Source organism: Bacillus sp. ILBB4 (assembly GCF_035064545.1).
Lineage (GTDB): Bacteria > Bacillota > Bacilli > Bacillales > Bacillaceae_H > Priestia.
In genome coordinates this window covers 44,385-70,077 of record NZ_JAIQVD010000005.1, presented here as the reverse complement: position 1 = coordinate 70,077, position 25,693 = coordinate 44,385, and the positions used below count along the sequence as shown (strand labels likewise).

Annotated in this window: 19 protein-coding genes and 1 pseudogene; 6 read left to right on the top strand and 14 right to left on the bottom strand. The window is 38.7% G+C overall.

Going from position 1 to position 25,693, the window contains the following annotated elements; genetic code table 11:
* Nucleotides 1-47 precede the first annotated feature (47 nt).
* The 8 genes from cydC to LAV82_RS21210 form a co-directional block, all read right to left on the bottom strand.
* Entirely contained in the window at nt 48-1,793 is a 1,746-nt protein-coding gene (gene cydC, locus LAV82_RS21245) for a thiol reductant ABC exporter subunit CydC (RefSeq protein WP_244856622.1), read from the bottom strand.
* Nucleotides 1,793-3,505, bottom strand: a complete 1,713-nt coding sequence (cydD, locus tag LAV82_RS21240; protein ID WP_499716856.1) for a thiol reductant ABC exporter subunit CydD — start codon at nt 3,503-3,505, stop codon at nt 1,793-1,795. Before cydD ends, cydC begins: the two co-directional genes overlap by 1 nt.
* Nucleotides 3,505-4,521 (bottom strand): cytochrome d ubiquinol oxidase subunit II, encoded by a 1,017-nt coding sequence (gene cydB, locus LAV82_RS21235; RefSeq protein WP_211078636.1) that lies wholly within the window; start codon nt 4,519-4,521, stop codon nt 3,505-3,507. The genes cydD and cydB overlap by 1 nt, the downstream gene beginning before the upstream one ends.
* Nucleotides 4,508-5,914, bottom strand: a complete 1,407-nt coding sequence (locus tag LAV82_RS21230; protein WP_211078637.1) for a cytochrome ubiquinol oxidase subunit I — start codon at nt 5,912-5,914, stop codon at nt 4,508-4,510. The genes cydB and LAV82_RS21230 overlap by 14 nt, the downstream gene beginning before the upstream one ends.
* A 299-nt stretch (nt 5,915-6,213) precedes the next feature.
* Nucleotides 6,214-6,669 carry a threonine/serine exporter family protein gene (locus LAV82_RS21225; protein WP_013059882.1) on the bottom strand — a complete coding sequence of 152 codons (456 nt, stop codon included), beginning with the start codon at nt 6,667-6,669 and terminating at the stop codon, nt 6,214-6,216.
* 14 nt (nt 6,670-6,683) lie between these two features.
* The gene (locus LAV82_RS21220; RefSeq protein WP_029319463.1) at nt 6,684-7,445 is read right to left on the bottom strand and encodes a threonine/serine exporter family protein; all 762 of its coding nucleotides are present in this window, start codon (nt 7,443-7,445) and stop codon (nt 6,684-6,686) included.
* Nucleotides 7,446-7,589: 144 nt separating this feature from the next.
* A complete protein-coding gene (locus LAV82_RS21215) occupies nt 7,590-8,600 on the bottom strand; it encodes a LacI family DNA-binding transcriptional regulator (RefSeq protein WP_013059884.1) in 1,011 nt (336 codons plus the stop codon).
* A 95-nt stretch (nt 8,601-8,695) separates the two neighbouring features.
* Nucleotides 8,696-9,472 carry an alpha/beta hydrolase gene (locus tag LAV82_RS21210; protein ID WP_029319467.1) on the bottom strand — a complete coding sequence of 259 codons (777 nt, stop codon included), beginning with the start codon at nt 9,470-9,472 and terminating at the stop codon, nt 8,696-8,698.
* A gap of 189 nt (nt 9,473-9,661) precedes the next feature.
* Here LAV82_RS21210 and LAV82_RS21205 point away from each other — a divergent pair, with 189 nt between their 5' ends.
* Nucleotides 9,662-11,047: a sugar porter family MFS transporter gene (locus LAV82_RS21205; RefSeq protein ID WP_098325246.1), complete on the top strand. Its 1,386-nt coding sequence runs from the start codon at nt 9,662-9,664 to the stop codon at nt 11,045-11,047.
* 33 nt (nt 11,048-11,080) lie between these two features.
* On the opposite strand, the gene LAV82_RS21200 is transcribed toward LAV82_RS21205, so the two are convergent.
* A complete protein-coding gene (locus LAV82_RS21200; protein ID WP_057275258.1) occupies nt 11,081-12,325 on the bottom strand; it encodes a glutamate-5-semialdehyde dehydrogenase in 1,245 nt (414 codons plus the stop codon).
* On the bottom strand, nt 12,322-13,155 hold the full coding sequence (gene proB, locus LAV82_RS21195) for a glutamate 5-kinase (protein ID WP_055991570.1): 834 nt from the start codon (nt 13,153-13,155) through the stop codon (nt 12,322-12,324). The genes LAV82_RS21200 and proB overlap by 4 nt, the downstream gene beginning before the upstream one ends.
* Before the next feature lie 244 nt (nt 13,156-13,399).
* Here proB and cstA point away from each other — a divergent pair, with 244 nt between their 5' ends.
* Nucleotides 13,400-15,208: a carbon starvation CstA family protein gene (gene cstA, locus LAV82_RS21190; RefSeq protein ID WP_211078639.1), complete on the top strand. Its 1,809-nt coding sequence runs from the start codon at nt 13,400-13,402 to the stop codon at nt 15,206-15,208.
* A gap of 275 nt (nt 15,209-15,483) precedes the next feature.
* Nucleotides 15,484-16,944, top strand: coding sequence for a catalase KatA (gene katA, locus LAV82_RS21185; RefSeq protein ID WP_029319474.1), 1,461 nt, complete (start codon nt 15,484-15,486; stop codon nt 16,942-16,944).
* Nucleotides 16,945-17,270: 326 nt separating this feature from the next.
* On the opposite strand, the pseudogene LAV82_RS21180 reads toward katA, so the two are convergent.
* A pseudogene (locus tag LAV82_RS21180) lies at nt 17,271-17,429 on the bottom strand (ATP-binding protein); the annotation flags it as partial.
* 280 nt (nt 17,430-17,709) lie between these two features.
* Here LAV82_RS21180 and LAV82_RS21175 point away from each other — a divergent pair.
* Nucleotides 17,710-19,161 (top strand): alpha-amylase, encoded by a 1,452-nt coding sequence (locus tag LAV82_RS21175; protein ID WP_013059891.1) that lies wholly within the window; start codon nt 17,710-17,712, stop codon nt 19,159-19,161.
* Nucleotides 19,162-19,190: 29 nt separating this feature from the next.
* Here the strand turns inward: LAV82_RS21175 and LAV82_RS21170 are convergent, their stop codons facing one another.
* The 3 genes from LAV82_RS21170 to LAV82_RS21160 form a co-directional block, all read right to left on the bottom strand.
* Complete coding sequence (locus LAV82_RS21170) at nt 19,191-20,624, bottom strand: anion permease (protein WP_499716855.1); 1,434 nt, start codon at nt 20,622-20,624, stop codon at nt 19,191-19,193.
* 278 nt (nt 20,625-20,902) lie between these two features.
* Nucleotides 20,903-22,102 carry a class I SAM-dependent rRNA methyltransferase gene (locus LAV82_RS21165; protein WP_025601888.1) on the bottom strand — a complete coding sequence of 400 codons (1,200 nt, stop codon included), beginning with the start codon at nt 22,100-22,102 and terminating at the stop codon, nt 20,903-20,905.
* Between the two features lie 192 nt (nt 22,103-22,294).
* Nucleotides 22,295-23,332 (bottom strand): PepSY domain-containing protein, encoded by a 1,038-nt coding sequence (locus tag LAV82_RS21160; RefSeq protein WP_211078641.1) that lies wholly within the window; start codon nt 23,330-23,332, stop codon nt 22,295-22,297.
* 233 nt (nt 23,333-23,565) lie between these two features.
* On the opposite strand from LAV82_RS21160, the gene LAV82_RS21155 reads away from it, so the two are divergent.
* The gene (locus tag LAV82_RS21155; RefSeq protein WP_029319479.1) at nt 23,566-24,249 is read left to right on the top strand and encodes a response regulator transcription factor; all 684 of its coding nucleotides are present in this window, start codon (nt 23,566-23,568) and stop codon (nt 24,247-24,249) included.
* A complete protein-coding gene (locus tag LAV82_RS21150) occupies nt 24,246-25,691 on the top strand; it encodes a sensor histidine kinase (RefSeq protein ID WP_499716854.1) in 1,446 nt (481 codons plus the stop codon). Before LAV82_RS21155 ends, LAV82_RS21150 begins: the two co-directional genes overlap by 4 nt.
* Nucleotides 25,692-25,693 lie beyond the last annotated feature (2 nt).

The following is a 25,693-nucleotide window of genomic DNA, read 5'->3' as shown; positions in this document are numbered from 1 at the left end:
GTCGAATTTCACTTTATTATCAAATAATAAAAAGCCTTTAGCTTCTGCTAAAGGCTTTTTGCCGGATGATCCAATTCATATAGCTTTTGATAGTGACTGTTCGTCGCAAGTAATTCGTCATGCGTTCCTCGAATGGCTATCTTACCATCTTGCAAAAATAAGATTTCATCCATTTTTTCCATCCCAGCTAAATTATGCGTAACCCAAATTAGGGTTTTGTCTTGAAGAGTTTCAAAGATAGTGGATAACAGACGCTTTTCAGTGATAGCATCCAACCCTGCAGTTGGCTCATCTAGCATAACAATTGGCGTATGCTGAAGCAGAACACGTGCTAACGCAATCCGCTGACGTTCTCCTCCCGAGAAGCGCTGACCTGTTTCGAGCATCGGCGTTTGATATCCTTGGTGCAAACCTTCCACAAGGGAGTGCATATTCACTTGCTTCATGGCCTCAATTACTTCTTCTTTTGTGGCCTCTTCATTAGCTAGTAATAAATTGTTGGCTACGCTTGTATTAAATAAATAAGGATTTTGATTTAATACAGAGATGAGTTTTGGTACATCTTCACGAACTTCAGCAACAGACTGACCATTTAGCTGAACTGTACCTTCTGTAGGTACTAAGGAGCCTTGCAGCAACTTTAATAGAGTCGATTTTCCAGCTCCACTCTTGCCAAGAATCGCAATTTTTTTCCCTTGCTCGACTTGAAATGAAAGATCATGAATTACTGACTCCTCCTCATTACTATAGCGAAAGCTTACATGCTCAACTTTTAATCTAACCGAATTCCATGAACCTTTATAAGGTAGAGAAAGAGTATGTTTTTTCTTTTCGTTCACATCTTCCCAGTTCTTTTCCATTGCCTGTACTCTATTTAATGATTCTTCAAACTGAGGAATCTTTTCTACTGCATTAGATACTGGCAGCAGCGCTTCAGATAAAGGAAATACTACTAAAATAAAAGCAGCAATAAACACACCTGCAAGCTCTTTATCTGCAAAAAGAGAAGCCCCAAACCAAATCATTGTGACAATTAAACCTGCTACAACAAGTTGTCCAAACAATTCTCGATAATACGTCCATAGTTTAAGCTTACGATCCATGCCGTCTAACTCATTTTCTGTTTTGTTATACGAATGAAAAAATGACTGCTGCTGACCGCTTAACACCCAATCGGCCACTCCTAAAAAGCCGTCTGTGACCTTGGCATATAACTGTGCTTTGCTTGATTTATATCGCTGATTGGCTGCCTTCATATGCCAAAGGGAAAAAAGCGGCATCACTACTACTAATAAAAATAAATAGATGGCAATCAAACATGCAAACTTTAGGCTAAAGAATCCTAAAGCTACAATCGAAATAACGTATAAAATAACAGCTGAAATTGTTGGAAGAATGGTACGCAAGAACAAGTCTTGTAAACTTTCAATATCCTCCGCGAGAACTCCTAAAACATCTCCTGTTTGATAGCGAGATGTAGCAATTAACGGTTCAATCAAATGATAAAGACGTGTACGCATTTTAGCTAAAATACGAAGAATAAAATCGTGACTGACAAGACGCTCCGCATAACGGAAAGCGGCTCGGCTTAAACCAAATGTACGCACAAGTACAATTGGAACATACACCAATAAAATCGTTTCTGGCCGTAAGGAAGAAGCTGAAATCAAATAACCTGACGTGAACATTAACGCGCAAGCAGAACCAATCGTTAACATGCTTAGTAATAAAATAGAAAAGATACGATAATTATATGTTTTAAAGTAGGGCCATATCCAACTTTTATATTTCATCATATCTCCTCCTCTTCATATAAAAATTGATAGTAAGCTCCTTTTTTTCGAATCAGTTCTTGATGATTACCGATTTCTGCAACTTTTCCGTCCTCTATTACAACAATGAGATCCATGTCTTTCATCCAATGCAGACGGTGCGTAGCTAAAATAAATAACTTCTCTTGGAACATTGTTAAAATATCTTGCTTTAATTCATATTCCGTTTCAATATCGACTTGTGCCGTTGGTTCATCAAGCATAATAATAGGACGGTCGCTTAGAAATGCCCTTGCTAGAGCAATCCTTTGAGCTTGGCCGCCGCTAAGCTGTCGTCCCCCATCCCCTATCATTTCATTTTCCTTCTTAGGCATCTGTTGAACCGTTGATAAAAGTCCTGCTTTCGTTAAAGCATCTTCATAATCATATGAGCCGCCTCTGTCTTGATAAAATTCAATATTTTCTTTTACTGTTCCATTAAAAATAAATGGGTGCTGAGGGATATACGTAATCTGCTCTTGCCAAGCATCTGAGCGTAAATCAATTGGCACGCCGTTTACTTCAGCAGAGCCTTCTGTAGATTGTACAAAGCCACTTAGTATATCAATAAGCGTCGATTTTCCAGCTCCGCTTTTTCCGATGATTCCAATTTTCTTCATTCCTTTAACATGCAGTGACACATCTTCAAGAGAAGGTGGATGTTCTTCGTCATATTTTACAGTGATATGCCTTAATTGAAGTTCACTGTTTTCAGTCCAACTAGGAACATCTTCTTTTTTAGCCGGCGATTTTTCAGCCTGCTTCACAATCTTAAGTAATGCATCTCCGGATTCTTTTCCATCTAATGTCGCATGGTAATCATTTCCAACTTCTCGTATCGGCAGGAAATATTCAGGCGCCAGCAATAAAATCATAAGTGCAGGCTCTAATGTCATAGACCCGTTTACGAGCCGCAAACCAAGCATAACAGCCACGATGGCTACAGATAACATCGTAAAGAAATCTAAAGCAAACGTAGATAAAAAAGCAATTCGGAGCGTTCCCATTGTCGCTTTTCGATAACGGTCACTGACTCTTTCAATCGTTTCAGCATGCTCCTTACTTTTCCCGAGAAATGTTAAAGTTTCTAACCCTCGAAGCGAATCCACAAAGTGGTTGGACAACACGTGATATGTCTCCCATTGGCTATCTATTTTTTTTTGTGCAGCCAACCCAAGCAAAATCATAAATAAAATTAAAATTGGCATGGTCACAAGTAAAATAATGCCTGAAAGCCGATCATGGTACCAAACGAAAGCAAGCACTAGCCAAGGTGTAACGCTAATGGCCGCCAGTTTAGGCAAAAACAGCTCGAGATAAGCGCGAAGCTTCTGTAGGCCTGTGGTGATGAGCGTCACCAAGTTTCCTGTTCCTTCATCTTTGGTAAAACGCGGTCCTAATGCAAAAATGCTTTGCATGACTATCAAACGAAGTTCCTGAGTCGTTTTGACTCCAAATTGATATGCTGTTTTTTTTACTATAAAACCTACGATCTGACGAATCATAAAGGCAGACAAAAACAATCCGATTGCTTTTGTCTGCGAAGTTAAACTTTCACCATGAAAAAGAGCGGTAATTACTTCCGCGAGCCACTTAGCTTGAAAAATAATGGCTACACTTTGAATAGTAATAAGCCCTATTAACATGGCAAGAACCATTTTTATTCCGTTGTAAACCATTAAATTTCTACCCATTAATACTCCATATGCTCCTTATGATCTACACGTTTTCTGAAAACGTAGTAGCTCCAAATTTGATAACCTAACACAAAAGGCAGTAATGCAATAGCAGCGTAAGACATAATTTTTAAGGAATAATTCCCTGATGCTGCATTATGAATCGTTAAACTATAGCTTTCATTGATTGAACTAACCAAAACGGTTGGAAACAATCCTGCAAATATAGAGGAAATTGATAAAATTAAAATTAAGCCAGACATAGCAAATGCCCATCCGTCTTTTTTACGTGTAACGAAAAATCCTGCTAGTAAATACACGAAAATACCGATGAAAAATGTATATAGCATCAAGTGGCTATGATTACTGAATAAATCTGTTTCAAAAAACGTCATGCCTGAAAAGATAAGAAGTAATAAAGCATTTATAGGCAAAAGCTTCATAGCGACCTTCCGTGAACGATCTCTAATATCGTCCATCGTCCGGATCGTGGCAAAAATAAGTCCGTGCCATAAGCAAAGCATTGTTAACGTAACGCCGCCTGTGATGGTATATAGATTAACAATATCCGAAAAGCCGGCATTCATTTGCATGTTGCGCTCAACAGGCAGTCCTTTCATTAGCGCTGAAAATAAGATACCAAAAATGAGCGGTGGAAAAAGACTTCCAAAGAAGATAACCCAATCCCATGTATTTTTCCACGCTTGTTTTTCAACTTTCCCTCGAAATTCAAATGCTACACCGCGGCCAATAAGCGAAAGCAAAAGAAGAACAAAAAGAACATATGACCCGCTTAATAGTGTTGCATACCAGTTTGGAAAAGCGGCAAACATAGCACCGATTGCTGAAATTAGCCAAACTTCATTTGCATCCCAAAAAGGACCGATTGTATTAATAAAAGCTCGTCGCTCTAAGTCGTTTCTTCCTAAAAAACGAGACACCATTCCAATCCCAAAATCAAAGCCTTCTAAAAAGATAAAACCAACAAACAGAATGGATACTAGTAAATACCAGAATTCATTAAGAGAAAACATTGTATCCCTCCTTTGTAAACGGATCAGTTGATACTACTTTTGTATGTGCTTCGTGATCATGATCTGGACCTTTTTTAATTTCTTTAACGAACAAGAACACCATAATCACAGCTAAAATTAAATAAAAGAACGAAAACGAGATAATAGAAAACAGCAATTCACCTGCTGTTACACCAGGAGACACGGCATCTTCCGTTTTCATATAGCCAAATACAACCCAAGGCTGACGGCCAATCTCTGTCATAATCCAACCTGCTGAGCTTCCAAGGAACGGAAAGGCAATGGCAATCGTCATAATACGTAAAAATAGTTTGCTTTCTTGAAGTTTTTTACGAGAAAGCAAGTACGTGCCCCAAATGCCTAATGCACATAATACGCCACCTAGACCAGCCATAATGCGGAAACTCCAAAATGTTGTCCGAACGGGTGGAATATAATTTCCTGCTCCATATTTCGCCGTGTACTGCTCCTGCAGCTCGTTCATCCCAGGAACGGAACCTGAAAATTTCCCGTATGATAAGAAGCTTAATAAATAAGGTATTTTGATTTCACTCGTATTTTTCTTTTCATCGGGGTGAATATTTGCTGTTACCGTCCAAGCGCCTGGACTCCCGCTGTTTTCCCATAATCCTTCACTTGCGGCCATTTTCATCGGCTGTGTTTTAACTAAGTATCCAGCCTGTTCATGACCAGATAACGCAATTCCTATACCTGAAACTAACCCTACAATAATGGCAACTTGAAATGATTTTTTGGCAAAAGCCACATGTTTTTTCTTCAAGAGCATAATGGCACTGACACCCGTGATAAAAAAGGCGCCTGTTGCAAACGAACCTAAAATGGTATGAGGGAATTCAACCCACAGCTGACCGTTTGTTAACAATTTAAAGAAGTCATTCATTTCTAAACGTCCATTATTCAGCTCCATTCCAACCGGATGCTGCATAAAAGAATTAGCCGTTAAAATAAAGAACGCTGAAAAAATAGTACCTAGACTAACAAGCCAAATACATAGACAGTGCAGCCATTTAGGCAAACGATCCCACCCGAAAATCCACAGTCCGAGGAAAGTGGACTCCATAAAAAACGCGAGCAGTGCTTCAATAGCAAGCGGCGCACCGAATACATCTCCTACAAACCGTGAGTACTCTGACCAGTTCATGCCAAACTGAAATTCTTGTAAAATACCTGTTACGACTCCGACAGCAAAGTTAATCAGGAATAAGTGCCCCCAAAACTTTGCCATCTTTTTATACTGTTCATCTTTTTTTACTACGTACATCGTTTCCATGATCGCTACTAAAAAGACAAGACCGATAGATAGCGGTACAAAGATAAAATGAAACAGCGTCGTTGATGCAAATTGAATACGTGATAGTATAACTGTATCCATCTTCTTTCTCCTTTCATATATAAGAACATTCATCATTTAATAGATACTTTGCTTATTTCTGAGCATCTTTTACTTACATTGTGAAACGTTGAGCATGATAATTCAAGAGGTATGCTCAATGTTTCACATACATATGTAATATCTCTCTTTCTATCTACATAGTATAGTCTATTTTTTTAGCTGTGCACGTACATTTTTTGAACGTTTTTAGACTAAAACGTGACTTTCTTGTGACAAAAAAGTGAAGGATCTCTTTATTTTTTCATAAAAAAAGCACGCTCTGATTTGAGCTTGCTTCTCTACGGTCGATATTTTGCTTTGGCATTTAATTTAGATTGACGAATGATTTGGTTGATGACTTCAGAAAACACAATACCAATGGCAATTGAACCTGAAATCATAAAAGCTTTCGCTGCAAGACTAATCGCTTCATTATAGTTATTTTCTACAAAGTTACGCATGGCATCGTATGCTGTTCCTCCTGGAACTAGCGGAATAATACCTGCTACGGTGAAAATAATGATCGGCGTTCGGTAAATTTTTGCGTAAATTTGACTAATAATAGCAATAAAGAAGGCCGATGCAACTGTGCTTGGAATTTCATCTACGCCATAGAACGTTAGCAAATAGTAAATGAGCCAGCCAATCATTCCGACAAAGCCACTTTTTAATAATGATTCACGTGGAACATTAAAAATGATCCCAAATGCTGCTGAAGCAATAAAACTTGTAATTATCTGCTCTACGATATGCATATGATGCCTCCCTTCTATAGAAGCGTAAATACAATGGCAATACCTGCACCGATAGCGAATGCCGTCAGAAACGCTTCTGCTCCTTTTGATAATCCAGACAGTAAATGTCCTGCCATTAAATCTCGCACTGCATTGGTAATGGATAAGCCAGGAACGAGAGGCATAACGGATCCAATAATAATTTTATCAATTTGCGTGCCTAGTCCTGAAGCAACTAAAAGAGCTGATAAAAGTCCAATAACTAACGAAGCGGTAAACTCAGCAAAAAAGCGAATCGGAATAAGACGGTGGAAATACACCACGGTTAAAAATCCGAGACCTCCTGAAAACATAGCTGGAATAAAGTCCGACCATAAACCTTGAAACATGATTAAAAAGCATCCGCTAGAAATGGATGCAGCTGCAAGTTGAACCCATAGTGGAAAAGCTACGTTCGTTGCTTCAATTTCTTGTAGCATTTCATACGCTTCCTCCAAGGAGATGTGTCCTTGACTGATTGTTCTTGAGACGCTATTTACCATGGTTACTTTTTTTAAATCTGTCGTTCGTTCCGAAATACGAATTAACTTCGTTTTCGTCGGTTCTTTCGTTTCAAGTGAAAACATAATCCCTGTTGGCGTCACATAGCTGTGGGATTTTTTTATACCGTAAGACGCTGCAATCCGCATCATTGTGTCTTCTACTCGATACGTTTCTGCTCCGCTTTCTAACATAATTTTACCTGCTAGTAAGCTAACGTCCATAATTTCATATTTATCTAATTTTTGTTGTGTCATCAAATCGCTCCAAACATATTAAAGCTTGGTTTTTTCCCCTACAGCATACAGTGTATAAGAAAGAGGGAAGTGGACGCAATGGTTAATGCAAAAAAGTGTGGACTTTTTGTCTCACACTTTCAGGAATAGTATATACATTCCTTATCAATTCATACGTTTTGTGGTCTCGCGCTCTACTAATACAGGTGCCATTTTATACTGTATCTGATCTATTTCTTGCTGATCCTGAATTTGCTGAAGTAAGAGGTTTACTGCTTTTTCAGCCATTTTTTCCATCGGTTGACGGATAGTTGTTAGTGGAGGATGCGCTTCACTAGCTTCTGTAATATCATCAAACCCTATAACAGACAAATCTGCTGGAACGTGAAGCCCATTTTGCCACGCACAGTGTATCACTTTCAAAGCAATGTAATCCGTAGCACAAATAAGCGCAGTTGGAGGCTCTGGATGATGAGCTAGCTTATTTATAAACTGATATAGTTCATCTGAGTTATTCATATCTTCTTTCACAAACTTTGCGTTTGCTGACGGTACATACTGATAAAAAAGAGACAGACGGTGTTCGACTCCGCTTACAGCTTTTCCAACGAACCCTATATTCTTATGACCAAGGTCCGTTAAGTGAGCAACAGCTAATTGCATTCCCACCGCATCATCTACATGTACAATCGGCCAAAGTGCAGAAGAGGCGTCTCCTGTAAGAGAAACGTAAGGCGTTTGATATTGTTTTAATATATCTACAAACGGATGCTGAGCAGCTACATAGTCTAATAAAATGACCCCATCAAACCAATGGTTCATCATAACATTTAATTGACGCTCAGCCGTTGTTTCTTCGTAATCCGTGTGTCCAATAAGAACATCCATCCCTCGACTTTGGACTTGTTGCTGTACCTTTTTTAATAGTTCAATTAGAAACGGATCTTTTAAATCTCTAATTAATATTCCGATAATCCCTGTTTTTTGGGCCCGCAGAGCTGCCGCAAATGGATTCGTCTGATACCCTAAATGAGCTGCTGCTTTTAGTACTTTTTGTTTAGTTTTTTCACTGATTTTAATTTTACCGTCTTTATTATTGAAGATTCTTGATACCGTAGCTAATGAAACTCCCGCTTCTTTTGCTACTTCTGTAATCGTGACTTTTTTTCTCCCCATTCGTACCGACTCCTATTTTCTTTTAGTCTATCGACCAAGTAAACATTTTTCTTTATTATACTACTAGAAGCCGGAACCACCGAAAACTACCTTCCCTACTTTTCACTAAACAGCCACTTTAACACATCTTGAATTTTTTGATCCCAATATGCCCAGTCGTGACTTCCTTTTCCTTCTTCATATGTAAAACAAATAGGCTCTTGCTTACATCGCTCGGAAAAACGTTTATTTTCCTGATATAAAAAATCTTCCGTTCCACAGCATTGATAAATACGCGGAGTCACTTCTCCATAGCGCCGGCGATTTTCAAGCAGCCAGAAAAGATCATCTTCAGGTCTAATAACAGGCGGCATGCCAAAAATCAAAGGATAATCTAAGAACTGAACTTCTCCTCGCCCTCCAAGCCCTTCAACGTCCATCACTCCTGATAAACTGGCAGCTGCAGAAAATTGATGTGGTTTGCGAAACGCCCATTTTAAAGCGCCGTACCCTCCCATAGAAAGGCCAGCTACAAAATTATCTTCTCTTTTTTCCGATAATGGAAAGAATGATCTAGCCAATTGAGGAAGTTCTTCTGTTACAAACGTCCAATACTTTTTTCCATAAGCCATATCCCTATAAAAGCTACGATCTACATTTGGCATTACAACTGCAAGTCCTAATTCTGATGCGTAGCGTTCAACCGAAGTCCTTCTCATCCATATCGTATGATCATCAGAAAGACCGTGTAATAAATAGAGCGTAGGGTGTTTCTCACTTCTTGTATTGGTTTTTAAACCAATTTGACATTTTGTTTGCTGCGGTATCAAAACGTTCATTGAAGTACTTATTTGCAATACTTCTGAAAAAAAATCACATTGCATAAATGCCATATTTCTCTTCCCCCCTATTTTTTCTTCCCTATTGATTGATAACAAAACGTACATAATTCATATAAAATTTAAAAAATAGTTTGATTATTTACAATTTTTAGTTTAACATAAAAACATCTTTTATGAAAACGTTTTACGTATAACGTTTTTTTATTAAAATAATGACCGTGATTCAAAGGAGGAATTTATATGGGGATAGTAAAAGTAACTTCTGACGAGTATAAGGAGCAAAAAGGAAATCTATTTTTCGTGATTTTCATTTCATGTGCAGCTGCTTTTGGAGGGTTACTTTACGGCTATGACACAGCCGTCATTTCAGGAGCTATTGGGTTGATGGAAGTACATTTTAATCTTAGTCCAACGATGGTAGGTTTTGTTGTATCTAGCCTGCTGCTCGGTGGTGCCGTTGGGGTACTTGCTTCAGGGAAACTGAGTGATCGATTCGGTAGAAAAAGCATCTTACTTTTAGCAGCTTCTTTATTTATCGTGTCCGCAATTATGCAAGCGCTATCTTCATCCATCTCTTTTGTGATTATTTCTCGAATTATTGGAGGACTAGGCATTGGTATGGCTTCTGTTCTTTCGATAACCTATATTTCTGAAATAGCCCCTCGGCACATGCGCGGCCGCTTAGGCTCTCTTTATCAATTTGCTGTTGCTGTTGGGATTGTTTCTGTCTATTTTGTAAATGACTACATTTTATCTATTGGGGAAGACGCTTGGCAGAATTCCACGGGATGGCGCTACATTATCGGCGCTTCTGGCATTCCAGCTCTTTTATTTCTTCTTATCCTTTCTACTGTTCCTGAAAGTCCGAGGTGGCTGGTAAAAGCAAACCGCACTTTAGAAGCTATGGACATTTTAATTAAAATCAATGGTACACACATTGCACGCCAAGAGCTGTATCATATTGAGCAATCGTTAAAAGAAAATCAACCGGCTTCTCTTTCGCTTTTTAAAGAGGCTGGTCTTCGAAAAGCGCTGCTTATTGGTATTCTACTTGCAGCCTTTCAACAGCTTGTCGGAATTAATGCCATTATTTATTACGCCCCGCAAGTTTTTGAAGCAGCTGGAGCTAGAGGAGATTTATCGCTCCTTGTTACGTCTATGATTGGTGTAGCTGCCTTTTTAGGCGTTCTTTGTTCCATGTGGCTTATCGATCGGATTGGCCGCAAAGCTTTATTGCTTATTGGCACAGCTGGTATGGCCGTTACGCAGCTTCTCGTTTCCTTTGGATTTCATTCTCAGGGTAATGAAGGGTTGACTACTAGTTTACTTATTGTTTTTTATTTATTTCTTTTTAATATTTCTATGGGACCGGTTGTATGGGTTGTGATTTCGGAAATTTTTCCTAATCACGCGAGAGGCTATGCAATGTCTATTTCTACGTTTTTCTTGTGGATAGCTAATTGGTTTGTATCTCAGTTTTTCCCTATCCTTTGGAACAAAGCTGGAGGATCTTTCACATTTTTATTCTTTATGATTATGTGTATTGCTTCATTTTTGTTTATATGGAAGTGGGTTCCGGAAACAAAAGGAAAGTCACTTGAAGAAATTGAACATATATGGAAATAAGAGAAGCCTGGGCATATGCCTCAGGCTTCTTTTTTATCGAATTTGTCCATCTCCGTAAATAATATATTTTAGCGTTGTTAATTCCTTTAATCCCATCGGTCCACGCGCATGAAGCTTTTGTGTACTGATTCCGATTTCTGCCCCGAAACCAAACTCTTCTCCGTCCGTAAACCTCGTTGAAGCATTCACATAAACAGCGGCTGAATTAACGCGCTGTAAAAAACGCTGAGCATGAGCATAATTTGTTGTTACAATCGCTTCAGAGTGATGTGAACTATGAACATTAATATGGGAAATCGCTTCATCGATATCATCTACGATTTTAACCGCCATGATGAAATCCAAGTATTCTTTCTTCCAATCCTCATCCCCTGCTGGAACAAGATCTGGAACGATTGTTAGCGCACGTTCATCACCGCGTACTTCTACATCTTTCTCTCGTAGCGCTTGAACAATAATCGGCAAAAATTCATGAGCCGCTCGTTCATGAATAATCAGCTTTTCGGCTGAGTTACACACCGCTGGACGAGATGTTTTTGCATTAATGACAATATTGGCCGCCATGTCACCGTCATATTCTTCATCAACATAAATGTGGCAGTTCCCAGTTCCTGTCTCAATAACGGGAACCGTTGCATTTTTTACCACCGCTTCAATTAAACCAGCACCGCCTCGAGGAATTAATACATCGATATATTCATTTAATTTCATTAACTCCAGTGCTGTTTCTCTCGACGTATCTTCAATAAGCTGTACGCTATGCTCAGGCAATCCTGCACTTGCCGCAGCTTGAGATAATACAGAAACAATCGCTTGATTCGAATAAAACGCCTCGCTGCCTCCGCGCAAAATAACTGCATTTCCTGCTTTTAAGCATAAGCCTGCTGCATCACACGTAACGTTTGGACGCGCTTCATAAATAATTCCTATGACACCAATAGGTACACGCTGCTGCCCAATTTGTAAGCCATTTGGTCGCTTCGCCATAGACAGCACTTCTCCTACTGGATCGGAAAGCGCAGCTACTTGGCGCAGGCCGTCTGCCATTCCGTGAATCCGCTCTTCATTTAAAGATAGGCGATCCAACATAGCTTTTGATGTGCCTTTTTGAACGGCCTTTTCTACGTCTAATTTATTTGCTTTTAAAATCGCTTCTTGCTGACTCAATAAAGCAGCCGCCATTTTATAAAGTGCCTGCTGTTTTTGTTCGCTCGTTACATTTCCTAAGAAATAAGAGGCTTCTTTTCCCTGCTTTCCTTTAAGCTGCAATTCACTCATTTCATTACTCCTTCAGCTTGTTTTAAGAATAACGTTCCAATTTCTTGGCCCTCAATAATATCTCGCAAAATACTTGGTTCTTTACCATTTGCTAGGATTAAGCTCACGCCTGCACTTGTAGCTGTTTTAGCAGCGGTAAGCTTTGTGACCATTCCGCCTGTTCCAACGTCAGTTCCACTATCTCCAGCAAAATTCTCAAGCTCCGGTGTGATGCCATCTATTACTTTCATTAATTTAGAATTAGGGTTTTTTGTGGGATCTGAATCAAAGAAACCGTCAATATCAGATAAAATAACAAGTAAATCTGCGTGAATCAAAACTGAAACAATGGCGGATAAATTATCGTTATCTCCAAAACGTACGATGTTTTCAATCTCATCGATTGCAACTGTATCGTTTTCATTCACAATAGGAATTACTTTGTCTTCAATTAATTTTTCAAACGTGTTCACAACGTTATTGCGCACATGTTCATCTTCGATTACATCTTTCGTTAACAGTACTTGACCAACAATGTGGCTGTACTCACCAAAGAATTTACTATAGATATGCATAAGCTCACATTGCCCGACAGAGGCCGCTGCTTGTTTGTCTCGAATAGAAGTCGGCTTTTCTTTTAACTTTAGTTTTTTTACTCCTACTTGAACAGCACCTGATGTAACAAGCACAACTTCTTTTCCTGCATTCATTAAATCAGATAAAACACGCGCTAGTTTTTCAATGCGTGCTAAGTTAATATCTCCATTATCATAGGTCAACGTAGATGTCCCTACTTTGACTACAATACGCTTGCTATTTTGTAACTCTTGACGATGGTTCACTCTTTTCATCTCCCTAACTAAAAACACCTAAATGCGTACTAATTTTTTTAAAAATTATAGCAGAGATTATGCGAAAAGTCTTATAGTTTTTCAAAGTGAATTTGAACTTTCTAATTTTTTAAATAATTAAGGGAAAAACTGGTGATAAAAGCGCTTTCTTCTTTTATAATGAAAGTTGTAAGGGGAACACACAATTACATAACGTTGTGTAGTAGTACAAACATCAGACAACTAAGGGATAGGGGGATTTGTAATGAATGCGGTTACCATTGTTATTGGATCTATCTGTATTTTAATGATTGCGTATCGGCTTTATGGAACATTCATGGCTGTTAAGGTCTTGAAACTAAACGATGCGCAAAGAACGCCAGCACATGAGCTTGAAGATGGAAAAGATTATGTGCCAACCAACCGATGGGTAACATTTGGTCATCACTTTGCAGCTATTGCAGCTGCTGGTCCGCTTGTTGGACCTATCTTAGCAGCTCAGTTTGGCTATTTGCCCGGACTGCTCTGGCTTTTAATCGGAGCTGTAATCGGAGGAGCCGTTCACGATGCAGTTGTGTTATTTGCATCTATGCGCCAAAAAGGCCAGTCGCTTTCAGAAGTGGCTAAAAAAGAGCTAGGACCCGTCGCTGGTTTTTGTACAGGTTTAGCTATGCTTTTTATCATTACCATCACAATGGCCGGTTTATCTATGGTCGTGTTACACGCACTTGAGAAAAATCCTTGGGGTACATTCGCTGTTGGAATTACGATTCCGATTGCAATGGGGGTAGGTATTTACCACAAAAAAACCGGTAATTTAAAAGCGGCTTCTACCGTCGGCTTCATTTTAATTTTAATCGCCGTATTTAGCGGTCCTTATATTCAAGGAACAGCTTTAGGAGATTTTTTAACGCTAGATATTAAAACACTTTCAATTATTCTTCCCGTTTATGCATTTTTCGCAGCGGCCTTGCCCGTTTGGCTGCTTTTAGCACCTCGAGATTATTTAAGCAGCTTTATGAAAATTGGTGTCTTTATCGCGCTGATTGTAGGCGTGTTTTTCGTAAATCCAGCAATTCCATTTCCTGCAGTTACTGAATTTATTCACGGAGGCGGCCCTATTTTAGCAGGACCTGTGTGGCCGTTCATTTCCATTACGATCGCCTGCGGTGCTATTTCCGGCTTCCATGCATTTGTTGGTTCAGGGACAACCCCTAAGATGCTTGACCGCTGGAGTGACATTAAAGTTGTAGGCTTCGGGGCGATGTTAGTCGAATGCTTGGTAGGAATTATGGCATTAATTGCCGCAACAGCTTTACATCCTGGAGACTATTTTGCAATCAACTCTACACCTGAAGTGTTTAAAACGCTCGGTATGAACGTGACAGCTCTTCCTCAGCTTAGCCAAGAGATTGGTCTAAACTTGGAAGGCCGTACAGGCGGCGCTGTTACACTGGCTGTAGGCATGACGTATATCTTCACGGAAATTCCTTGGTTCAGCCACCTGTCTTCTTATTTTTTCCAGTTCGTCATTATGTTTGAAGCAGTGTTTATTTTAACTGCTATCGACGCTGGCACACGCGTTTCCCGCTATTTAATTCAAGACTTTTTCGGTGAATTTTATAAGCCTTTGAAGCGAGTAGACTGGCTTCCCGGGTCCATTTTTGCAAGCGCCCTAGCCTGTTTTATGTGGGGGTACTTATTGTTCTCAGGAGATATTGGCTCCGTGTGGGCGCTGTTCGGCGTATCGAATCAGTTAATGGCCTCTATTGGTTTAATTATTGGAGCAACCGTCATTCTTAGAATTGCAGATAAACGTTCCTATATGCTTACTTGCCTTATTCCATTAGCCTACCTTTACGTGACGGTTAACTACGCGGGTTATTGGATGGTTAAGAATGTGTATTTAAATGAAGCTGCGGCAGGTTACAGCATATTAAATGCGACTCTTTCAATCATCATGCTTATACTCGGTCTCATTATTATGATAGCCGCGATTCAAAAATGGACACAGCTTTGGCGCACGCCTCAGGCTGAGCTGGCAGCGAAAGCAAACTTAACACAAAATATATAAAACGAACACGCTTGCTTATATAAGCAAGCGTGTTTTTGATATGGTAATAGCCGGTCAAAATAATTGCACACCAGGCATTTTTATTATTAAACTAAATATACTATACAGAAAATTTTTAAAATAGTTCGTACACTTCACATGCTATATACCCCATTGGCTACATTTCAAAATCAACACTTTAAATTATAATAATTATAATTTAGTATTGATTTTTTATTTAAAAATGTTATTATTATTTCTAACATAATAAAATTCAAATAAGAGGTGGTTCTAAGATGACAACAAACAAGAATAACCTAACGACTAGTTGGGGAGCTCCGGTTGGAGATAATCAAAATTCAATGACCGCTGGTTCACGCGGACCTACTTTAATTCAAGATGTTCACCTTTTAGAGAAATTAGCCCATTTTAACCGAGAGCGTGTTCCTGAACGCGTCGTACACGCAAAAGGCGCCGGTGCCCACGGCTATTTTGAAGTGACAAATGATGTTTCAGCCTATACAAAAGCAGCTTTCCTTTCTGAAGTAGGAAAACGAACGCCTCTATTTGTTCGCTTTTCAACAGTAGCTGGTGAAAATGGCTCAGCAGATACCGTTCGCGACCCTCGCGGGTTTGCTGTTAAATTTTATACAGAAGAAGGAAACTACGACTTAGTCGGAAATAATACACCTGTATTTTTCATCCGAGATGCGATTAAATTTCCTGACTTTATTCATACACAAAAACGCGATCCACGCACACATTTAAAAAACCCGACGGCCGTTTGGGATTTCTGGTCTTTATCTCCTGAATCTTTGCATCAAGTTTCTATTTTAATGTCTGACCGCGGTATCCCGGCAACTTTACGCCATATGCATGGATTTGGCAGCCACACATTTAAATGGGTTAATGCCGAAGGAGATGGCGTTTGGGTAAAATATCACTTTAAAACAGAGCAAGGCGTAAAAAATCTGTCTCCAGACGTAGCTGCAAAGCTAGCTGGTGAAAATCCAGATTATCATACTGAAGATTTATTTAATGCCATTGAAAAAGGCGATTTCCCTTCATGGAAGCTGTACGTTCAGATTATGCCATTAGAAGACGCTGATACGTATCGCTTTGATCCGTTTGACGTAACAAAGGTTTGGTCACAAAAAGACTACCCGTTAATTGAAGTAGGTCGCATGGTCTTGGACCGCAATCCAGAAAATTATTTTGCCGAAGTGGAGCAAGCTACATTCTCACCTGGAACGCTTGTACCAGGAATTGACGTATCACCTGATAAAATGCTACAAGGTCGACTATTCGCATACAGCGATGCACATCGCTACCGCGTGGGTGCTAACCATCAAGCGCTACCGATTAACCGTCCGCGCAATGAAGTAAATAACTATCAGCGTGATGGTCAAATGCGCTTTGACGATAACGGCGGCCGTTCTGTTTACTACGAGCCAAACAGCTTTGGCGGTCCGACAGAATCTCATGAAAACAAACAAGCGGCATACCCTGTTTCAGGCGTTGCCGATAGTGTTGCATATGATCATAACGACCATTACACGCAAGCAGGTGACTTATACCGCCTTCTAAGCGAAGACGAGCGTACACGACTAGTTGCAAACATCGTTGAAGCTATGAAGCCTGTAGAAAAAGAAGAGATTAAACTGCGTCAAATTCAGCACTTCTACAAAGCGGATCCAGAGTATGGAACACGCGTTGCAGACGGTTTAGGATTATCTGTTCCGCAGCAAGTAAAATAAAGAGATCAGTTTTACAAATGAGAAAATAAAGGTATTTTTCTCATTTTAGATTCTCGTTTATTCTCAATTAGTTTAACATTTTATCACTAAATAAGTATCCATATTTTATGGATACTTATTTAAATTCTTGTAAAAAGAGGAAGGGATGAAGAAATGATTGGACAAGAAATAAGATGTAATCAGTGTGATAGAGAAATAAAAGTACTAAAGCACAGTACACTTTGCGGTTGCGGAATAAAATTACGAACGCTAAAAAAAGAGAAGCAACCAGCATAATGAGGTTGCTTCTCTTTTTTTACTAGATATGCTGTTTATATTCACTCACATTAAAGAGTAATCGTTACTTTAAATAAATCTCCGTCAATTTCAATATTCAGTTCTCCTCCGTGCAAATCAATAATTGACTTAGCAATAGCTAAACCAATTCTAGAGTCTTTGGTTTACCTCGAGGTATCCCCACTTTTAAAACGTTCAAACCGCTCATCGTTTACAACTAGAATCGCATATTCGTCCATTGATTTCTCACTCTCCTTTCAAAAGTATGTCATGGGTCATTTCGTCTATGGGTTTTACTGTAAACTGCATTTTTTAAGAAAAAAGAAGAAAAAATTTTAAGATTTTCTTAAGCTTCATATGTTGAAAAAGGTTTAAAGAATAGGGATAACAGGAACGTTAAAAGAAAAAATATAATCAATTCCTCATTTGATTCTAAAGAACTATCCGTGAGCGATTATATCTTTTTATTTAAAAGGAGGATGATTTAACTTGGAACGGAATCATACAATTATGCAATTTTTCGAATGGCATGTGCCAGCTGATGGCGAGCATTGGCAACGCCTCAAAGAGCTCGCTCCTCAACTAAAAGAACAAGGAATTGATTCCGTGTGGATTCCCCCTGTTACAAAAGGTGTTTCATCAGAGGATAATGGCTACGGCGTTTACGACTTATACGATCTTGGCGAATTTGATCAAAAAGGAACCGTTCGTACAAAGTATGGAACCAAGCAAGAGCTGCATGATGCGATTGATGCCTGTCATAATCACGGAATTAATGTCTATGTGGATATTGTGATGAATCATAAAGCTGCAGCAGATGAAAAAGAAACGTTCCACGTCATTGAAGTGGATCCCATGAACCGAACAGAAGAAATTTCTGAACCTTTTGAAATTGAAGGGTGGACAAAGTTTACATTTGAAGGGCGCGGCGATCAATATTCTTCTTTCAAATGGAACTTTAATCATTTTAACGGCACTGATTACGATGATAAAAATGGAAAAGAAGGCGTTTTTCGTATTGCCGGGGAAAACAAAAGCTGGAACGAAAATGTCGATCAAGAGTTTGGCAACTACGATTATTTAATGTTTGCGAATATTGATTACGATCACCCTGAAGTTCGAGAAGAAATGATCAAATGGGGAAAATGGTTAGCAGACACCCTGCAGTGCGACGGTTATCGATTAGACGCCATTAAACATATTAACCACGATTTTATTAAAGAGTTTGCCCACGAATTGTCCTCTTCTCAAGAAAAGCCATTTTATTTTGTGGGAGAGTTTTGGAATCCAGAGTTAACAGCCTGTCAGGAATTCCTAGACGTGATTGATTATCAAATTGATTTGTTTGACGTATCGCTGCACTATAAACTGCATGAAGCCTCTCAGCAAGGAAGAGATTTTGATTTAACCACGATTTTTGATGATACATTAGTCAAGACTCACCCTTTGAATGTTGTCACATTTGTAGATAACCATGACTCTCAGCCAAATGAATCTTTAGAATCTTGGGTAGAAGATTGGTTCAAACAAAGTGCTTACGCTCTAATTTTACTTCGTGAAGACGGCTATCCTTGTGTGTTTTACGGAGACTATTTTGGGATAGGCGGAGAGCACCCTATTGAGGGAAAAGAAAAAGATATTTCCGCTCTCTTGCATGTACGCTATGACAAAGCATACGGTCAGCAAGACGATTATTTTGATCACCCAAATACCATTGGATGGGTAAGGCATGGTGTAGAGGAATTTGAGAAGTCTGGATGCGCTGTGGTGATGTCAAACGGCGAAGATGGCGAAAAGAGAATGTTCGTCGGCGAACACCGAAGTGGACAAACGTGGATCGACTTCACAAACAACCGAGAAGATCAAGTTGTGATTGAAGAAGATGGCTACGGACAGTTTCCTGTAAATGGCGGCTCTGTATCCGTTTGGGCTGAAGCATAAAAAAACAGTGGCCTGCGCCACTGTTTTTTTTACCATAGACCGAGCAGTTTCCACCACAAGCCGCCAATTCCAATCCAAATGGTAATATGAATAATTGAAATTAAAAAGCCGAGCGACCACCATTTTTGCTGCGTTACATATCCACTACCGAAGAACACCGGTGCCGGTCCACTGCCGTAGTGAGTTAAACAGCCAAATAAATTGCTAAAGAACGCTAAAATTAATGCTGACAGTAACGGAGGCGCACCAGCGGCCACGATGACAGATAAAAATGCTGCGTACATAGCGCTGACGTGAGCCGTATTACTCGCAAAAAAGTAGTGAGAATAAAAATACGCAACAGCTAGTACAATCAACGCCGTCATCCAAGACATATGACTAACAGTGCCTTTCATCAGATCACTGAACCAAGGAATCATGCCTAGATCGTTTAAGAAGGTTGCCATCATAACCAACACAGCAAACCAAACTAATGTATCCCATGCTCCCTGTTCTTTTTTGATGTCCGACCAGCTTAGTACTTGCGTTAAAAGCAGCGTACATAGACCAATAAAAGCAGTTGTTGTTGCATTAATATTTAAATTAGCGCCAAAAATCCACAGCACAAGAAGAAGTAAAAATACGCCAATCATGTACCATTCTTCTTTCTTTAGCGGACCCATCTCATTTAATTTTTTTACTGCAATTTCAGATGCTTCCGGTGTTTCTTTTAATTCTGGCGGATACAGCTTATAAATAACAAGCGGAATAACAATTAAACTAATAATTCCAGGTACAATTGCAGCCGCTGCCCATCCAACCCATGAAATAGTCTTTCCTGTAATTTGTTCCGTCATTTTAACAGCAAGAGGATTGGCCGCCATTGCTGTTACAAACATAGCGGATGTGATCATATCTCCTTGAAACGATACTTTTGTTAAGAAAGCACCGACTCTGCGCTCCGTACCGTCTCCAGTTCTCGATCCATATGTTTCGGATAAAGAACGAATGATTGGAAGAATAATTCCTCCAGCTCGTGCTGTATTAGACGGCATTGCAGGTGATAAAAGCAAGTCACTTACGATAAGAGAATACGATAATCCCAACGTCTTTTTACCGAACAAACGAACGAAGATATAGGCAACCCTTGTTCCTAGACCAGTCTTAATAAAACCTCTAGAAATAAAGAATGCAATAACGATTAACCAAATCGTCGTATTTTGAAAACCGCTGAGCGATTGTTCAAGTGTTAATGTATTAGTTAATACAATAATGGTTAAAGATAAAATAGCTACACTGCCTAATGGCAATGGTTTAATGATAAGCCCTACGATAGTAGCCACAAAAATAGCGAATAAGTGCCAAGCCTTCACATCAAGTCCGGAAGGAGGTGTAATAAACCATAAAACAAGTCCGATTGCCAGACAAATTAATAAAGGAATAAATTTCACTTCACCGACAGGCTTTTTTGTTGTTTCAGCCATATTCTTTCTCCTTTCATGTTTTTTAATAATAGTAGTAGTATACTCTTTCTACTTCGTACCCAATACTTATCCCATTTAAAATAAAATAATTATAAAAATACGTTTCGTAAGGATGATATTGTAAAATTGTGAAGTGTTGAGCATAATTCCTTTATTATTTTATCATATATATTGACAATATTTATCTCTTACCTTCATTTTGTCCCCTTCAAATAGCTTGTAATCGTTATTTTATCAAAAACAAATAAACTGCATGAGTTCATCATGCAGCCTTGCATTTAGCGATTTATTTTTTGAATAAACACGACTTTTAAATAATTACCTGACTTAAATTCTTTTATTGTTTTAAAATCAGATGGAAGAGCGAACTGCTCCATCATTTTGTACCGTTCCCCTTTTTCATTAAAAGCTTTTTCAATAAACGAATGGAATTTTTTCATATCAAAATTGCTTGCATTCGTAGATGCTACAATGACACCGTTTGGCTTTGTAAGCGCAATGGCTTCTTTTAATAAATCTTTGTAGTCTTTTGCCGCGCTAAACGTATGCTTTTTCGACTTAGCAAAGCTTGGCGGATCTAGCACCACAAGATCGAAGGTCATGTTCTTCTTGACCGCATATTTAAAATACTTGAAAACATCTTCTACGATAATGTCCTGTGCTTCGTGATCAATTCCATTTACACTAAATTGCTCAATTGTTTTTGCCAAGCTGCGGTTGGCTAAATCGACACTTGTTGTTTTCGCAGCTCCTCCAAGAGCGGCCGCCACTGAAAATGCGCCTGTATACGAAAACATATTTAGCACGGTCTTTCCTTTTGCATATTTATCTCGAATCGTTTTACGGACGTCTCGCTGATCTAAAAAGACTCCCACCATCGCTCCGTCATTTAAGTAAACGGCAAAACGAATACCATTTTCTTTTACAATTAAAGGGAATTCACCTTTATCCCCTGCTACAAAATCATCTTCTTCAATATACTGTCCCTTTACGTTAAAACGTTTTTTCTGGTACAGGCCTTTAAAGTTAGGCGCAGACTTTAAGGCTTCAATGACGTATTCTTTAAATTGATAAATTCCTTCACTATACCAACTCATGACGTAATATCCGTCATAATAATCAATAATCAAGCCGCCGATTCCGTCACCTTCACTATTAAATATGCGAAAAGCAGTTGTGTCTTCAGACGCATAAAAGTCATGACGAGATGAAATAGCTTGCTGAATTTTTCTAGCAAAAAACGCCGCGTCAATTTGCTCACTTTTCTTCTTCGTAAGAATCCATCCGTAGCCTTTGTTTTGTTTTCCATAATAGCCTTTGGCTAAAAATTGATTCTTGGGAGTAACTAAGTTAATAATAACCCCTTCTTCTTGCAGTTTATGACCATCAACAAGCGCATCTTTTTCAATGAGTGGATAACCCTTGTTCACTTTTTTAATAAAAGCTTCTTTGGCTATAACTTGTACTTCTTTTCTCATGTGTACACCCTATCTATTTAATTTATTTCATTCTAGTTCTATCCATTTTACAACAATAATCTACTTTTATCTTAACATAGATAAACAGCCCCGTTTCTAGTTATAAATAGAAAAGCAGAGGATGCCTTGAAGCACCCTCTGCTTGATATGAATGAAAGATGAAATGTATGTTTTATGTTTTAAGATAAAAAATTATGAGCACTCTTGTCCCGTATAAGCATCGAACTTAAGCGTCTGCTGCTTGCTTCTGCTCACTAAGGTTACTACGTATACAGTTATTGAGTTTTCTGTTATAAGCTCAATATGCTCTACTTTTCCTTCTTGATGTTTTAAAGCAAGATCTTTTACAGCGTTCTCCGTTAACGGCTGAAGCTTATCTTGTTTTACATGTGTGATTTCACCCGAAACCGCATCGATTGTAACCGTGTATTCCGTATTATCTTTGATTATTTTCACTGTGAAAATCGCTGCGTTTTGATCATATTCTACTATTTTCACCTTACCTGCATATGTAGCCAATGCAAGATCTTTTGCATCTTGTCTCGTTAATACCTTCACTTCTTGCTGAGAAGTATTAACTACTTTTCCTGTGAAAGCATCTAACGTTACTGTATATTGAGTGCTATTTTTAAGAATCACTGCGACATACTGACTAGCGGATTCTTTAAACTCTAGACTATATACGTAACCACTATATTGTTTAACAATTGCTTCTTTTATTTTTTGCTCTGACATTAGCTGCAGCTCTTTTTTATTCTCATGAATGACTTTTCCCGTTAGACCATCTACAGTTAACGTATATTCTACTTTGCCATCTACTACAGTTAACGTATATTCACGCGTTTCTTTGTTAAAGGTAATAGATTGAATAGCGCCTTTATACTGCTTAGAAACAGATTCTTTCACTTGATTTTGTGTCCATAACTTCACTTCTTGCTTCTTTACTACTTTTCCAGTGCTCGCACTTACTTCTACAATTCTTTGCTCCATGTTATTCGTTACAATTGTAATTACATACACACTTGATTCCTGCTTAAATTCCGTAGACGTAACTGTCCCTTTGCAATCTTGTAGAGCAATACCTTTTGCCTGAGCTTGCGAGATACTCACATGTTCAGTTGTTTCTGCTTTAGCTGTCTTCATTTCTGCAGCGTGACTCGTTGTAATAGAGCTAAATGCAATTGCAGTTCCTAAAGCAGATGTAGACAATACTTTTGCCCATTTAATCATCCTTAAATTTCCTCCTTTTTCACCATTAGACTTTCCGTCTAATTTATGGCGTTTTATCTAGTACGCCGTTCATTATGCAAAAGATTTCTGAGAATAAGACGAATAGAAGCTTAAAGTTAGCTGAAGATATAAGAATAGCTACTATTTTTCAGCTTGCTTTCAGCTATTATTCAGTGCTGTTTCAGATAAAAAAGCATAATAGAAAGTAGAGGAGCAAAGGAGTTTTCAACATGATGGAACAACTAAAAGGAATTAAAGTCTTGCTTATAGATGACGAACCAACTATTTTACAGTTTTTATCTTTGGGTTTAACGAATGAAGGATTTGATATTAAAGCTACCCAAGACGGAATTGAAGGAATTAATGTAGCCAAAGAATTCAAGCCCCATATCGCTATTGTAGATGTTATGCTTCCAGGAATGGATGGATTTGAAGTATGCCGTTTGTTGAAGAAAATGGGGAATATAGCTGTCATTATGCTAACAGCAAAAGATCAAGTAGACGATCGGGTAAAAGGGCTGACTATTGGAGCAGATGATTATATGGTCAAACCTTTCAGTTTTGAAGAACTTCTTGCGCGCATTCAAGCTAGAATCCGCAATCAATTTCCCAACTTATTAGACGAAGTATCAATCGGTCCATTTAAAATTGATGACCGCCGCAAAGAAATTAAATACCTTAATCACATACTTGATTTATCCCCTACTGAATATGCACTCTTAAAATTCTTGGTTATTAATCACGGTCTCGTACTAAGTAAATCCACCATTTTAGATCGAGTGTGGGGATATGATTTTGGAGGAGAAGAAAACATTGTAGAAGTATACATTCGATCACTGAGAGAAAAATTACAGGACCATAGCCGAACCGTCATTCGAACGCTTCGCGGTGTAGGATACCGGATTGATATTTCATGAAGCACAAACGGTTCTTTCATCTGAACTCTCTTCGCCTTCAGCTCTTATTCAGAAGTTTGCTTGTCATTTTGAGTTTACTGATACTGATAGGCTTGTTTCAATACGTGTTCATGAAGCAATTTATTTACACGAATAAAATTAAAAGCATCGAAGACCAAATTCACTTGATTCCCGATGATGTCTGGAAACATGATATTGAAACAAGCCAGAATGTAAAAAGATCAAGACCCATGGTTTATTTCCCGGGTGTTAATATTACCTTTATCAATCAAAAAAGCACATTTTTACGGCTGGCTAAGGATCCACATCATTCTTACTTTCCTAAGCTTTCTGCATCTACATATAAACAAGTAATGAAAAACATCAAACAGCCGGACAACACGATGAGCCTCATAAAGAAAATCGATGGTCATCAAGAGCAAGTCATTGTTTTAAAACCAATTGTCTTTGACGGAGAAATCCAGGGAGTTATTCAAATCAATACTCCAACAGAATCACTAAGAGACCTGTTAATCAGACAAATGATAATCTTTTTAATGCTTTCACTTACTGCAATGACCATTGCTTTTTTTGTTTTTTCTTCTGTTTTAAAACAGACGTTAATCCCTTTGTTTACTATTACTAAAAAAGTGGAGCATATTAATGCAGGAAGCTTACATGACCGCTTGCCTGTTAATCAAGGACAAATCGAAATGGATCGCCTTTCTCTTTCTATTAACGAAATGCTTGAGCGTCTTGAAGAAGCATTTAAAGCTGAAACAGATGCCAAAGAACAAATGCGGCGCTTTGTGGCGGATGCTTCTCATGAACTGCGAACGCCGCTTACATCCATTCATGGCTTTTTAGAAGTTTTACTAAGAGGGGCTAGCAGTAATCCAGACCAATTAAACGACGCATTAAAAAGCATGTATGGGGAGTCCAAAAGACTGCGCAAACTGATTCAGGGTCTTCTGCTTCTTGCTCAGCTTGATCAACTTCCGACGTTTCAAAAAGAGTGCTGTGTTGTAGATGAATTGATTTTAGATATGAAACCTCAATTAATGCTATTGGCCGGGAACAGAAAAATTTTATTCGACTTCCCAAGCCCTTTACCATCAGACATTAACAAAGATCAATTTAAACAAGTTGTTTTAAACTTATTTTCCAACGCAGTACAGCATACAAATCCAACTACAGGAGTTATTCAAGTGATAGGAAAAGCAAATGAGAAAGAACTTTCATTAACAATACAAGATAACGGTCACGGCATTCCTCAAGAACACCTTGCTCATTTATTTGAGCGATTTTACAAAGCTGATGCTTCACGCTCTCGAGCATACGGAGGAGCAGGTTTAGGTTTAGCCATCAGCGCATCTATTATAGAGCTGCACGGGGGAAAAATACGTGTAAAAAGCAAATTAAATGTAGGAACTGCTTTTGAAATTGTATTGCCCTTAACGTAAAA

Bases quoted from the DNA above. Each gene is read 5' to 3' on its own strand.
- LAV82_RS21165 (WP_025601888.1), bottom strand. From the start codon at position 22,102: ATGAGAAAAGAAGTACAAGTTATAGCCAAAGAAGCTTTTATTAAAAAA.
- katA (WP_029319474.1), top strand. From the start codon at position 15,484: ATGACAACAAACAAGAATAACCTAACGACTAGTTGGGGAGCTCCGGTT.
- cydC (WP_244856622.1), bottom strand. From the start codon at position 1,793: ATGAAATATAAAAGTTGGATATGGCCCTACTTTAAAACATATAATTAT.
- proB (WP_055991570.1), bottom strand. From the start codon at position 13,155: ATGAAAAGAGTGAACCATCGTCAAGAGTTACAAAATAGCAAGCGTATT.
- cydD (WP_499716856.1), bottom strand. From the start codon at position 3,505: ATGGGTAGAAATTTAATGGTTTACAACGGAATAAAAATGGTTCTTGCC.
- cydB (WP_211078636.1), bottom strand. From the start codon at position 4,521: ATGTTTTCTCTTAATGAATTCTGGTATTTACTAGTATCCATTCTGTTT.
- cstA (WP_211078639.1), top strand. From the start codon at position 13,400: ATGAATGCGGTTACCATTGTTATTGGATCTATCTGTATTTTAATGATT.
- LAV82_RS21170 (WP_499716855.1), bottom strand. From the start codon at position 20,624: ATGGCTGAAACAACAAAAAAGCCTGTCGGTGAAGTGAAATTTATTCCT.
- LAV82_RS21205 (WP_098325246.1), top strand. From the start codon at position 9,662: ATGGGGATAGTAAAAGTAACTTCTGACGAGTATAAGGAGCAAAAAGGA.
- LAV82_RS21210 (WP_029319467.1), bottom strand. From the start codon at position 9,472: ATGGCATTTATGCAATGTGATTTTTTTTCAGAAGTATTGCAAATAAGT.
- LAV82_RS21150 (WP_499716854.1), top strand. From the start codon at position 24,246: ATGAAGCACAAACGGTTCTTTCATCTGAACTCTCTTCGCCTTCAGCTC.
- LAV82_RS21225 (WP_013059882.1), bottom strand. From the start codon at position 6,669: ATGCATATCGTAGAGCAGATAATTACAAGTTTTATTGCTTCAGCAGCA.
- LAV82_RS21155 (WP_029319479.1), top strand. From the start codon at position 23,566: ATGGAACAACTAAAAGGAATTAAAGTCTTGCTTATAGATGACGAACCA.
- LAV82_RS21230 (WP_211078637.1), bottom strand. From the start codon at position 5,914: ATGGATACAGTTATACTATCACGTATTCAATTTGCATCAACGACGCTG.
- LAV82_RS21215 (WP_013059884.1), bottom strand. From the start codon at position 8,600: ATGGGGAGAAAAAAAGTCACGATTACAGAAGTAGCAAAAGAAGCGGGA.
- LAV82_RS21220 (WP_029319463.1), bottom strand. From the start codon at position 7,445: ATGACACAACAAAAATTAGATAAATATGAAATTATGGACGTTAGCTTA.
- LAV82_RS21200 (WP_057275258.1), bottom strand. From the start codon at position 12,325: ATGAGTGAATTGCAGCTTAAAGGAAAGCAGGGAAAAGAAGCCTCTTAT.
- LAV82_RS21160 (WP_211078641.1), bottom strand. From the start codon at position 23,332: ATGATTAAATGGGCAAAAGTATTGTCTACATCTGCTTTAGGAACTGCA.